Source organism: Deltaproteobacteria bacterium, from assembly GCA_026388545.1.
In the GTDB taxonomy this organism is placed as follows: Bacteria; Desulfobacterota; Syntrophia; order Syntrophales; family UBA2185; genus JAPLJS01.
In genome coordinates this window covers 1-12,232 of sequence record JAPLJS010000013.1, presented here as the reverse complement: position 1 = coordinate 12,232, position 12,232 = coordinate 1, and the positions used below count along the sequence as shown (strand labels likewise).

Here is a 12,232-nt window from a genome sequence, read left to right as displayed (position 1 = left end):
ATTAACCGGAACTCAAGGGGTTATTATCCCAGCCTTGAATGTTAAAGATCTAATGCTAAGAAAGGATGTAGTAACGTCTGTAGCCGAAAACAATTTTCATATCTATCCCGTGAGTACCATTGATGAAGGCATTACCATTCTGACAGGAATTGAAGCGGGGAAGGTGGATGAAAGCGGCAATTCTCCGGCTGATACAGTTAACCGTCGAGTGAATGAGAAACTGAAAACCCTCGCCAAAAGTATAAAATCGGCAGGAGAAGAAGATCATAGCGACGAAATTAAACCAGAAAATACATAATTTTACAAAGAAAGGAGAGGACATGGTTAAACGAAAAAATTGGTTGTTGATATTGTTTATCGGTATTTTTCTCATTTCGGGGTGCTTACCCCTGGTGGTTGGCGGCGCTGCTGTCGGCACAGGTTCTGGAACTTACTTCTATATTAATGGTGAGCTAAAAACAGATTACTACCATTCTTTTGATAAGGTATGGTCCGCTTGTGAAAAAACGATAGCGGATATGCACGGTTTAGATGTTGAACCGGAAAAGGAAATCGGTACAGGGAAGATTTCTGCAATCATCGACAACGAGAAAGTTGTTTTTATCGTTCAATATAAGGCAAAAAACGTCACTACTGTTGCTATACGAGTCGGCATTATGGGTGACAAGCTTTCGTCCCAGCTCCTGCATGATAAAGTAAATGACAACATCGCAAAGAAATGAGGATAGATAAACAATCTATACCATCTTTGTTCTTTGACAGGGATTTGTAATGAAAAAGAAACTGACGGTAGGAATTATTCTCGGCGCTGTTCTTGTTTACCTATCTATCAGGGGAATTCATTTTCAAGATGTTGCAGATGGACTCAAGAATGTCCGGTATGGATATGTGCTCCTTGTTTTGATACTCCTCCTTCTGATGCAAGCGTTAAGATCCCTGCGCTGGGGGGTCATACTCAGTCCCATGGAAAAGATTGATCAGCTTTCTCTTTTCTCCGTGACGAGCGTAGGATTTTTAGCCATTATTGCCTTTCCCGCGAGGGTTGGTGAGTTGGCCCGTCCTTACCTTATTGCAAACAAGAGTAAAATCGGGATGACCGCTGCCGTTGGTACTATTTTAGTGGAGCGCGTCTTTGATTGCCTCACAGTGCTCTTCATTTTCGCTTTCGCGCTATTTTATACACCACTGCCGCCATGGCTGATCAAATCCGGTGTCGGTTTTTTCCTGATTACTCTTATCATATTTGCAATCATGATCTTCATGATAATAAAGCGAGAAGTATCTCTTAGAGCTTTAAATTCACTCTTCCGGAAACTCCCTGAAAAATATACATTGAAACTGAACCATTTGTTCCACCAATTTATCGACGGATTCAAAATCATAACTGATATTAAACTCCTCCTCTATGTCACGATTCTCTCCGTCCTGATATGGTTGATTGACGTAGTTGCAATCTATTTCATGTTTTTAGCCTTCGGATTTATCCTGCCGTTGGCTGCTGCCTTTGTCGTGATGATTGTTCTTATGATAGGGATTGCGATACCCACAGCGCCGGGTTTTATCGGGAACTGGCACTTCTCTTGTATACTGGGGCTTTCTCTATTTGGTATTCCTAAGACAGACGCTTTTACCTTCTCAGTAATTTTTCACTTTATATTCGTTGGGATTGTAATCATCCTGGGACTAATCTTTTTGCCCTTTAATAAATTTTCCCTCTCGGATCTAAACCAGCAAGAAAATAAAAAATAAATGGGCGCTGTCACTATTTTGAAAAATCGTCGAGACCATATCTTTTAATTTTCCTGTGAAGATTGCTCCGTTCTATACCAATGGCCTCAGCCGTCTTTGAGATATTTCCATCAAACTCCTGCAGTTTTTTTATGATGTATTTTTTTTCAAAATCCATCTTTGCTGTCCTGAAAGAGTCTGCTGCTGACAAGGGAACAGTTCCATCCGTCTTTTTATTGTTTTCCGTTAACAAAGGAATATCTTTTGCCGAAATCACGTTGTGGGGAACCATGATGACAAGTCGTTCTATAAAGTTCTTCAATTCCCTTACATTGCCGGGCCAGTCATGTTCCATTAACTTGGCCAAAGCATCATCTGTTATTGTCTTTTCCTCCTCATGTTCTTTCAGAGTAACTTCTTTTAAAAACCAATTTACCAATACAGGAATGTCCTCTTTCCTTTCTCTTAAGGCGGGAACTCTTAGAGGGATAACATTTAGCCTGTAGTATAGATCCTGTCTAAATCTTCCTTCTTCCATTTCTTGTTCAAGGTCCTTATTGGTAGCTGCAAGTACCCTTACATCTGTGGGAATGAGGGTGTTTCCCCCTACTCTTTCAAACTTTTTTTCCTGGAGAATTCTGAGAATCTTTGCCTGGGCCTTCAGGCTCATGTCGGCAACTTCATCGAGAAAGAGGGTCCCCTCATGAGCCAGATCAAACTTTCCCCTTTTTTTCTCAGTTGCACCGGTAAAGGCGCCCTTTTCATGGCCGAAGAGTTCACTTTCTATCAAGTCTTCAGGTATAGCCGCGCAATTAACTTCAACAAACGGCTTATAGGCCTTCTTACTCTGTCTGTGTATTGATCGGGCAACGAGTTCTTTACCCGTCCCATTTTCCCCCATGATTAAAATCCATGCATTCGTCGGTGAAACAATACTGATCATTTCTTTTAATTCGAGAATCGGCGTACTGTTACCCGTAAGCTCATAATCCTGGCTTATTTTTTGTTTTAATAATTGATTTTCCTCTTCTAAATGAATCAACTCAAAAACGTGATTAACAATGAGAATCACCTTTTCCATGGACAGGGGTTTCTCAAAAAAATCAAAAGCCCCCAGTTTCGTAGCTTTGACGGCTGTTTCAATTGTCCCATGACCCGATATCATTATTACTCGTATCTGAGGGTATCGCGATTTAATCATCTTCAGGGTTTCAATTCCGTCAATTCCGGGAAGCCATATATCGAGGATAACAAGCTGAGGGGGGTCTTCCTCGATGACCTTCATGGCTTCCTCACCGCTACCCGCTGAAAGGATTTCATATCCCTCATCAATAAGAATGGATCCTAAAGACTTACATATACTCTTTTCATCATCGACAATTAGAATAGTTTTCTGCATATATTTATTAAAGACCTGTTAATTTACGTTAGATCGGTCAAAAGTTATTTCGTTATTTTTAACCCGAATCAGTACCCTCTGAAACCGTTAATTCAAAAGCTACAATAGTTCCGGCAGGGCTATTATCTCTGACACTGACATGACCATGATGATCCGATATAATCGAGCTTACGATTGCAAGACCAAGCCCTGTACCGCTTCTTTTTGTGGAAAAGTAAGGTTCAAACATCTTCGCCTTATAACTGTAAGGTACACCACAACCATTGTCGGCAACCTCGACCCTGGCCTTTTTATGGATCTTATCATAGGAAGTCCTGATCACAATATGCCCATCTTCTTTATTTATGGCCGCAACAGCGTTATCCAGAAGATTTACCATAACGCGCTTTATCTGCTCAGAATCGAGATTCAGTTTTGGTATATCGTATTCCTTTTGAAAATCAAAAAATATTTCCTTATGTGCATCTTGAAAAAGCATGATAGAATCATTTATGACTTCATTCAGATCATTCCGTACGGGTTTGGTAACCGGCAATCTGGCATAACGGGAAAAGGCATCGACAAGGTTTTTTAATACCTCGACCTGATCTATTATTGTCCTGGTACATTCGTGAAATACCGTGTCATTGTCACCAAACTTTTCACCATATTTTTTCTGCAACCGCTGTGCAGAGAGTTGAACCGGTGTCAAAGGATTTTTTATTTCATGAGCCATTCTCCTGGCAACCTCACGCCACGCCGCCGTCCTTTCCGCTTTACGTATCTGTGTAAGATCCTCAAAAACAACGACGATGCCCATAAAATTCCCGTCGTCATCGTTTATCAGCGTTGTCGTCATCAAAACTGTTAATACCCTGCCTTTCAGCATCAACTCAATTTGTTTTTCTATAAAATTCTTTCCACTTTCTTTCATTTCCTTGAGTAATTCATCTACCATAGCCATATGTTCTGGAATTAAAACATCTTGATACCGCCTGTTCAGAACTTTTTCGGTCTTTATATCGAACATCATTTCCGCAGCTTTGTTGATAATCGTAATGACGTCATTGTTATCGACGGAAACAACACCGGCAGATACGTTGCCAAGGACCGTTTCCATATATTTTCTTCGTTGCTCCAGATCTATGTTTGCCTGTTCAAGACCTTCTTTGCTCTTTTTCAGATCTTTCGTCATCTTATTGAAAGAATCGACGAGAATTCCTATTTCATCATCGGCCACGATATTGATCTGATGGTCCAGCTCTCCCCGTGCTATTTTGTTTGTTGCTTCAGCAAGATCCTGGATGGGAACCGTTATTCCCTTGGCTAAAAATAGTCCGAACCAGGTAGCCGAAAAAATGACTAAAAACGTCACAATAAACAGTGTAATAATGTAACTAAACTTAATAGGATTTTTTAACAGGGCAATCTGCCCGTATTGTTCCGATGTCTTAGAAATTATTCCCATTTTATTTACGAGTTCTTTAGGAATAAAATAGTTGACTGCAATAACACCGATAACCTCCCCCGGACTGATATTGGAATAGATAGGAGCTACCCCACGTATTAAATCGCCCATTTCTGATGATTGTACCACTGATACTTCCTGACCAGTAAAAACATCTTCCAGCATTTTGGGGCTCAGCGGCTTAGTCTCGATGTTTGGATTATCGGGATCTTTAACAAAAAGGTTTTCGTTTTGATTATTAAAATAGACCTGAACTAACCCCAGTTGATAATTTTTCTGACGCTGTTCAACCAATGTTTTTAAATAATCGACTCTTTCTTGATCGTATAGGCGATTTTTTGTAATGTCGGAACTGATCTGCTTGGCATAATATTTTGCGTGATCGGCCGTCTGTTGATAATAGACTTGGGCAACTTCAACGGTCTTATTTAATGCTTCCCCGATTTTGATGTTAAACCAGTACTCCATACTGTTTGAAAAAATGCTTATGGCAACAATGAACAGAATCACCGTAGGAATCAATGATAAACCAACAAAGGCTGCCACGAGTTTTGTTCGAAGTTTCGATCCAAGAATCCCGCGTCGTCTTTCAAAAATCAGCTTAACGACATTTCTGACTATTAAAAAAACGAGAAGCAGGATCAGAATGACGAGGATCAGAATAACATTAATACTTGTTATGAGACCGAAGATGAGTACATTGTTCGAGATGGAAAGTATGGCGTCTTTGCGAAAGAGGTGCATTCCGAGCAAACTCACCATAGCAATCACAAAGATAGTAACAAATATAATTATACGTTCTCTCTTACGCCTTCTTAATTCCTGACTATCGATATTTGCCCTATCCTTCATCATGACTAATAGACACTCTGCCGATACCAGTCAGTCTCAAAATCCCATAGCGACACGAAAAATAAAACATATTCCATATTCATAGGAAGCCTTATCTTATCCAGCTTTGCCTTAATCTTAACATAATATGGTTTGTCTTTATGCAAATCTTTCGTTGACGCCACAGGAATCCCATTCAATTCCGACATGGCCTTCTTGGCTCCATCAAACTCATGAAATTCTGAATGTTTCTCGCCTTCCATTAATGATATGTAATACACTTTCTTTACATTATCATACTTAATTGTTTGTTTGACAACGACACTGGATATTTTTTTATCGAGCCAGTTTTCCCTTTCCTGATACAGATCAAGTAAAAAAGTAAACGTAGTAGGAACACCAGCCAAAATGGCCGACTCCATCCTTTTTGTAAAACAGTTTGCTACCTTCGCATAAACTATTACCTTATCACTACTGTTAGTAACGACAATATCTGCTATCCTCGCATCCCTGCCATAAGAGCTAAGGGGAAAAACAAGAAAAAAATAACAGGCCAAGAATGCAACTAAAAGGAAAATTGGTTTGCGCATGTAGGTACCCTGAGTTATTTTCGAGTCATCTTACGCTCATGAAAATATTTTAACTAAATTTCTCTATTAATTAAAGCTTCCCGCAGCCTGCCACGGGAAATCTTCGATCATTGTGGAAATTATGAATCGTCTTTGCTCGGTAATCCAGAAGCAATTTTTGGCAATTGCACTCGCGGCGGATTCAAAGCACACTTGGTAATAAAGACATATCCTCTTTGTTTCCTCATTACCATATTTTCAAGCTATAGATTTATTTACTGTTTTTATTGTTTACATGGTATACTAAGAAACTGTGCGTCAAAAAGCAAGAGTAATTTATGGATGGATTAGTAGATGGATAGTACGGAAATACGCCTCATACTAAGGGTATTTGATTGTTGACAGTATCGAGGACACTGAAAGATGGAATATTCAAAGACATTAATTCATCTTCGCTGCTATTGCGGTTAACATGACTTACTATCTTCCAGCATTCTTCATGAGCCATGAGTTCTTTAAGGAGCATATTATTCAATTTGTGTCCTGATTTATGAGCGACAAAATGTCCGATAATTGGCATACCTAAAAGTGAAAGATCGCCAATGGCATCGAGTATTTTATGTTTCACAAATTCATCGCGGCATCTCAAACCTTCTTTATTAATAACCTTTTGGTCATCCAATACCACAGCGTTTCTGAGAGACCCCCCCAATGCTAAACCTTTTGCCTGAAGATATTCAACATCCTTTAAGAAACCGAAAGTCCGGGCTGCGCAGATATCCTTTTCGTAAACAACATCTGAAAAAGTCATATGATAAGATTGCTTACCGATAAGTGGATGTTCAAAGTCAATCTTGTACGTAATCTTAAACTCCGGCGACGGCAACAGCATCGCCGTACCATCTCCTTCAGAGACAGCTACAGACTTTATTATAACCAATAATTTCTTACATTTACCTTGTATTCTTGTGCCAACATCTTTTAAGAGATTGACGAAAGGAAGTGCACTGCCATCCATGATTGGAATTTCAGGAGCATCCACCTCTACAATAGCATTATCAACACCCATACCACACAATGCAGAGAGTAAATGTTCAACTGTTGAAACAGTTGCCCCATTAAGACCGATAGTAGTGGCCAATATTGTGTCACGTACATTTTCGAAGTCAGCCTTTATCCTGATATCACCCGGCAAATCTTTACGAATAAAGATAACACCTTCATCAACTTCGGAAGGCTTTATCGTCATGCTGACTTTTCTCCCCGAGTGCAGACCGATATTCTGACAGGTTATTTCTTGTTTAATCGTTCTCTGTAGGTACACGTTCCTGCTCTTGCAAAGTAATGTGGTAGTTCTTGTTTGTAACAGCAATTAATGTACCATATATGCTGGGCAACGTAATTGTATTACATAATATATCAAACATATTAAATATACGTACTATTTATTATCATGCCGGCTATGACAAGTACGAACTTCTATCAACCACTGTGTGTTAGAAAAGACACAGTACATAAATATAAACATTATTTTACATCATTAATTCAACATTTATTATGACCTGAAGCGCATACGGCAAGCTCTACCTCGTGGGCAAAAAGTTTCATTTAGGATAAAATCTCTCCTTCTCACTGTATATACAACCACAATAGGGTTGCCTATACAGCCCCATTTCTTTGGAATCTTTTATACCGTCCGTCCAACCTATCCTAAAGTCCCGATAAAAGAATCTGATTTTATGATCGCTCGCCAAACTATTACCAATGTCTTTAATCATTTCATGGTCTTGAAACTTACTGTAGAGTAGAGTCGTTGTAAAGCCCTCGAATCCGCGCTCCTTAGCACTACGAGCTGAGTACTGTAAACGATCATAATAACAATGACGGCACCTGTCTTTTTCCCTAAAGGCAACATTCCTCAGAAACTCTTCCATATTATATTCTTTCGGGTAGGCAACGCTTAATCCACACTGGTCGGCATATGCTTGCAGGCAATCAAGACGTTTTTTGTACTCTCGATAGGGATGAATATTGGGATTATAAAACACTCCATATATATCATGCCCATCAAACCTCAATACCTTTAATGGGTATACAGTGCATGGAGCACAACAGATATGCATTAAAAGCTTCATGACATTAAATTCGAAATCAGAATTTCTAAATCCTAAAAATATTCAAAATACGAATTACCAAAATTTAAAACATTATGACCATTTTGATGTGAATATTCGAAATTGTTTAGAAATTAGAATTTCGTGCTTCGAATTTCTTCAAAAGAGTCCCTTCTGCCCATCTTCCATCCACTTGCGGCCGAAATGCTCGTAGGCCATCTTCGTGGCCACCCTTCCCCTTGCTGTCCTTTGAATATACCCTTCCTGTACAAGGTAAGGTTCATAGATATCCTCAATCGTGGTTCTTTCTTCACCAATAGCAGATGAAAGACTATCAATGCCTACAGGACCGCCATTAAACTTATCGATCAGTGTCAGCAACATCTTTCTGTCCATGTGATCGAAACCTTTATGATCCACTTCAAACATATCCAGGGCAGTAATGGAAATCCTTTTATCAATGAATCCATCTCCCTTCACCTGGGCAAAATCCCTAACCCTTCTCAGCAGGCGATTGGCTATACGTGGCGTTCCCCGTGAGCGCTTTGCCATCTCCGCTGCACCTTCACTGTCAATATCAATGGAAAATATCTTTGCAGATCTTTTTATAATCACCGTAAGTTCTTCAGGTGTATAAAAATCAAGCCTGAAACTCATGCCAAACCGGTCTCGCAAAGGTGATGTAAGCAATCCTGCCCTTGTTGTTGCACCAACTAAAGTAAACCTGGGTATTTCCAGTTTCATTGAACGCGCAGATGGCCCCTGACCAATAAGAATATCGATATGGTAATCTTCCATGGCGGGATATAATATTTCTTCAACGACGTGAGAGAGTCTGTGTATCTCGTCAATAAAGAGAACATCATGCTCATGCAGATTGGTCAGGATTGCTGCCAGATCCCCCGGTCTTTCAATCACAGGTCCTGAGGTGACCTTGATATCAACCCCCATCTCTCTGGACACAATGTATGCAAGAGTGGTTTTTCCGAGACCCGGAGGACCATAAAGGAGAACGTGATCAAGAACATCATTCCTCTGTTTTGCGGCCTCAATAAAAATGGAAAGATTATTTTTAATCTTCTCCTGTCCGATATACTCATTTAGTCTTTTCGGGCGTAAAGAATTTTCATATCCCTTTTCACCATTTGTGATTTCAGGACTTATGAGGGAATCCTTCGTCTCCATATCAAGATATCCGGTTCTGCAAAATCTATGAAATCTCCATTGATGAAATGACTTAAACTCAACCGGCCAAAATCTTCAGGGCTTTTTTTAATAGAACATCTAAAGTAAGCGACCCAGAAGATTCTTTGATGATTTTATCCAGGACGTCCCTGGCCTTTTGATTTTTATAACCAAGATTAACAAGCGCCGACAGTGCGTCATCTATTATCGAATCAAATACTTCTATATCACCATCAGCCTTATAGATCGCCTCATATGTACTTAGTTTCACCATCTTATCTTTAAGCTCGAGAATCATTCTTTCCGCCATTTTTTTACCAACACCCGGTATGGATACCAGCCGATTCAGGTTTCCATGAGACACTGCTCTTATTAACTCTTCTGCAGAAATACCTGAAAGTATATTTATTGCAAGCCTGGGTCCTATACCAGAAACGGAAAGCATCAGCTCAAACACATTCTTCTCTTCTTCAGTACCAAACCCGAAAAGACTAATAGCATCCGGTCTGACATGGGTGTGTATATGGAGAGTCACAGACTGGTCCATAGAAGGGAGTTCATAAAAGGTCGTAAGAGGGACAAAAATGCGGTATCCTATACCGTTAGCCTCCACGATAACATGACTTATGGATTTATTAATTAAGAGTCCGTTTATAAGGGCAATCATCTTAAATTGATAACGCTTTTAAAAAATTGCTATGACAGATTGCGACAGCTAAGGCATCGGCAGCATCAACCGGAGGATCTTCTAATAAATGTAAAATGGCTTTTACCATGTTCTGAATCTGATTCTTCTCCGCCCTGCCATATCCCACAACGGCTTTCTTTATTTCGAGCGGAGTATATTCATAAATTGGCATGCGTCTGTGAGAACCGGCAAGGATAATTACGCCCCTCGCCTCACATTGCCGAATGAGACTCTTAATATTTTTGCCATAGAAGATATCTTCTATGGCAATGACGTCCGGCAATGATTGATGAATAACCTCTAATATGCCATCGTATATCATTACAAGTCGCGATGAAAGAGCTGTTCCTTTCGCTATTTTAATTTCACCATGCAGAACATGGAGAAGACCGCTTTTCTGTTTTTCAACAATACCGTATCCGGTTATGTGATTACCTGGATCGATTCCTAATACTCTCAAAGTTTAGACCAACTGAATTGTAGACTTTAAATATTTTGCGAAAGGGATTCTTAGCGTCGAATCAACAGCCGGATAGAGCTTCGCACGATGTGCTCCTGTTTCTAACTGAATATTTCCATGATGTCGTCCGGTATGTCAAAATTGGCATAAGCATTCTGCACGTCATCGTTATCCTCCATCTTTTCCATAAGTTTAAGCATCTGAACGGCCTTCTCCGCCTCTAGTCTCACTGTACTTTGCGGAATCATGGTTATACGCGCTTTTATATACTTAATCCCTTTATGGTCAATTGCCTTTTTTACATCATCAAAAAACACAGGATCTGTAATGACCTCATATTCATTTTCTTCTTCTCTGACATCTTCGGCACCTGCCTCGATAACCACTTCCATAAGGGTATCTTCATTCACTAATTTTTTGTCAATTAAAATGCTTCCCTTCTTTTCAAAAATCCATGACACACAACCATTCTCACCCAGGTTTCCCCCGTGCTTTGAAAAAATATGCCGTACCTCCGCAACAGTCCTGTTTTTATTGTCCGTCATCACTTCGACCAGAACAGCAACACCACCAGGGCCATACCCCTCGTATATAACTTCTTCAAAGACAGCAGCGCCTTCAGCTCCCCCGGTTCCCTTTTTTATTGCCCTGTCTATATTGTCTTTCGGCATATTTTCTTCTTTTGCCGCCATAATTGCCTGCCTGAGCCGTGCGTTCCCTTCTTGATCATGACCACCAAGCCTTGCTGCCAATGTTATTTCCTTTATCAGCTTAGTAAATATTTTTCCTCTTTTAGCGTCTACGGCGCCCTTTTTTCTTTTTATCGTATTCCATTTGGAATGACCAGACACGGTGTCATATCTCCCATCACAATTTTTTTCTTGCTGACCTTACATAGCATAAGGAAACATGCATTGTAAAATAAAAAACCCCTTCATCTCTGAAGGGGTTTCAATTATTTTATCCCGGCGGCTCCCTACTCTCCCACACAGTCACCCATGCAGTACCATCGGCGCTAGAGAGCTTAACTTCCGTGTTCGGGATGGGAACGGGTGTGTCCTCTCCGCTATAGCCACCGAAATAATATCTTTATGTATTAAAACAATTGCATATCATGAACGCCGTATCGAAACATTATTTATGAAACCATAATAATTATGGTCAAGCCGCACGGCCGATTAGTATCAGTTAGCTCAACACATTACTGTGCTTACACACCTGACCTATCAACCTCGTGGTCTACGAGGGGCCTTCAGTCCTGATGTTTCCATCAGGAGGGATATCTTATCTTGAGGTTGGCTTCCCGCTTAGATGCTTTCAGCGGTTATCCATTCCGAACTTAGCTACCCAGCGATGCCACTGGCGTGACAACTGGAACACCATCGGTTCGTCCATCCCGGTCCTCTCGTACTAGGGACAGCTCCCCTCAAATCTCCTGCGCCCACAGCGGATAGGGACCGAACTGTCTCACGACGTTCTAAACCCAGCTCACGTACCGCTTTAATCGGCGAACAGCCGAACCCTTGGAACCTGCTACAGCTCCAGGATGTGATGAGCCGACATCGAGGTGCCAAACCCTCCCGTCGCTATGGACGCTTGGGGAGGATAAGCCTGTTATCCCCGGAGTACCTTTTATCCGATGAGCGATGGCCCTTCCATACAGAACCACCGGATCACTAAGACCTGGTTTCCCATCTGCTTGAGATGTCTCTCTCGCAGTTAAGCTCCCTTATGCCCTTGCACTCTTCGGCTGGTTTCCAATCAGCCTGAGGGAACCTTTGTGCACCTCCGTTATTGTTTGGGAGGTGACC

At 40.7% G+C, this 12,232-nt stretch carries 12 protein-coding genes and 2 rRNA genes; 3 read left to right on the top strand and 11 right to left on the bottom strand.

Annotation, left to right across the window (positions count from 1 at the left end):
- The 3 genes from NTW12_00865 to NTW12_00855 form a co-directional block, all read left to right on the top strand.
- On the top strand, positions 1 to 298 hold a 298-nt coding region (locus tag NTW12_00865), incomplete at its 5' end, for an ATP-dependent protease (protein MCX5844904.1).
- A 22-nt stretch (positions 299 to 320) separates the two neighbouring features.
- A complete protein-coding gene (locus NTW12_00860; GenBank protein MCX5844903.1) occupies positions 321 to 722 on the top strand; it encodes a DUF3568 domain-containing protein in 402 nt (133 codons plus the stop codon).
- Between the two features lie 49 nt (positions 723 to 771).
- Positions 772 to 1,749, top strand: coding sequence for a lysylphosphatidylglycerol synthase transmembrane domain-containing protein (locus NTW12_00855; protein ID MCX5844902.1), 978 nt, complete (start codon positions 772 to 774; stop codon positions 1,747 to 1,749).
- A gap of 13 nt (positions 1,750 to 1,762) precedes the next feature.
- Here the strand turns inward: NTW12_00855 and NTW12_00850 are convergent, their stop codons facing one another.
- The 11 genes from NTW12_00850 to NTW12_00800 all read right to left on the bottom strand — a co-directional run.
- On the bottom strand, positions 1,763 to 3,127 hold the full coding sequence (locus NTW12_00850) for a sigma-54 dependent transcriptional regulator (protein ID MCX5844901.1): 1,365 nt from the start codon (positions 3,125 to 3,127) through the stop codon (positions 1,763 to 1,765).
- 58 nt (positions 3,128 to 3,185) lie between these two features.
- Positions 3,186 to 5,429 (bottom strand): ATP-binding protein, encoded by a 2,244-nt coding sequence (locus tag NTW12_00845; GenBank protein MCX5844900.1) that lies wholly within the window; start codon positions 5,427 to 5,429, stop codon positions 3,186 to 3,188.
- Positions 5,430 to 5,431: 2 nt separating this feature from the next.
- Positions 5,432 to 5,995 (bottom strand): DUF4390 domain-containing protein, encoded by a 564-nt coding sequence (locus tag NTW12_00840; GenBank protein MCX5844899.1) that lies wholly within the window; start codon positions 5,993 to 5,995, stop codon positions 5,432 to 5,434.
- Positions 5,996 to 6,350: 355 nt separating this feature from the next.
- Positions 6,351 to 7,298: a UDP-3-O-acyl-N-acetylglucosamine deacetylase gene (lpxC, locus tag NTW12_00835; GenBank protein ID MCX5844898.1), complete on the bottom strand. Its 948-nt coding sequence runs from the start codon at positions 7,296 to 7,298 to the stop codon at positions 6,351 to 6,353.
- Positions 7,299 to 7,578: 280 nt separating this feature from the next.
- Positions 7,579 to 8,109 (bottom strand): epoxyqueuosine reductase QueH, encoded by a 531-nt coding sequence (locus tag NTW12_00830; GenBank protein ID MCX5844897.1) that lies wholly within the window; start codon positions 8,107 to 8,109, stop codon positions 7,579 to 7,581.
- Positions 8,110 to 8,247: 138 nt separating this feature from the next.
- Entirely contained in the window at positions 8,248 to 9,273 is a 1,026-nt protein-coding gene (ruvB, locus tag NTW12_00825; GenBank protein ID MCX5844896.1) for a Holliday junction branch migration DNA helicase RuvB, read from the bottom strand.
- 58 nt (positions 9,274 to 9,331) lie between these two features.
- Complete coding sequence (gene ruvA / locus NTW12_00820) at positions 9,332 to 9,940, bottom strand: Holliday junction branch migration protein RuvA (GenBank protein ID MCX5844895.1); 609 nt, start codon at positions 9,938 to 9,940, stop codon at positions 9,332 to 9,334.
- A gap of 1 nt (position 9,941) precedes the next feature.
- Positions 9,942 to 10,421, bottom strand: coding sequence for a crossover junction endodeoxyribonuclease RuvC (gene ruvC, locus NTW12_00815; GenBank protein ID MCX5844894.1), 480 nt, complete (start codon positions 10,419 to 10,421; stop codon positions 9,942 to 9,944).
- A 101-nt stretch (positions 10,422 to 10,522) separates the two neighbouring features.
- A complete protein-coding gene (locus NTW12_00810; protein ID MCX5844893.1) occupies positions 10,523 to 11,272 on the bottom strand; it encodes a YebC/PmpR family DNA-binding transcriptional regulator in 750 nt (249 codons plus the stop codon).
- A 112-nt stretch (positions 11,273 to 11,384) separates the two neighbouring features.
- Positions 11,385 to 11,501 (bottom strand): 5S ribosomal RNA (gene rrf / locus NTW12_00805).
- Positions 11,502 to 11,578: 77 nt separating this feature from the next.
- A 23S ribosomal RNA gene (locus NTW12_00800) occupies positions 11,579 to 12,232 on the bottom strand; the annotation flags it as partial.

What these genes read in the sequence shown, in the direction of transcription:
- NTW12_00860 (MCX5844903.1), top strand. Translation starts at nt 321, where the DNA reads ATGGTTAAACGAAAAAATTGGTTGTTGATATTGTTTATCGGTATTTTT.
- NTW12_00855 (MCX5844902.1), top strand. Translation starts at nt 772, where the DNA reads ATGAAAAAGAAACTGACGGTAGGAATTATTCTCGGCGCTGTTCTTGTT.
- NTW12_00850 (MCX5844901.1), bottom strand. Translation starts at nt 3,127, where the DNA reads ATGCAGAAAACTATTCTAATTGTCGATGATGAAAAGAGTATATGTAAG.
- NTW12_00845 (MCX5844900.1), bottom strand. Translation starts at nt 5,429, where the DNA reads ATGATGAAGGATAGGGCAAATATCGATAGTCAGGAATTAAGAAGGCGT.
- NTW12_00840 (MCX5844899.1), bottom strand. Translation starts at nt 5,995, where the DNA reads ATGCGCAAACCAATTTTCCTTTTAGTTGCATTCTTGGCCTGTTATTTT.
- NTW12_00830 (MCX5844897.1), bottom strand. Translation starts at nt 8,109, where the DNA reads ATGAAGCTTTTAATGCATATCTGTTGTGCTCCATGCACTGTATACCCA.
- ruvB (MCX5844896.1), bottom strand. Translation starts at nt 9,273, where the DNA reads ATGGAGACGAAGGATTCCCTCATAAGTCCTGAAATCACAAATGGTGAA.
- ruvA (MCX5844895.1), bottom strand. Translation starts at nt 9,940, where the DNA reads ATGATTGCCCTTATAAACGGACTCTTAATTAATAAATCCATAAGTCAT.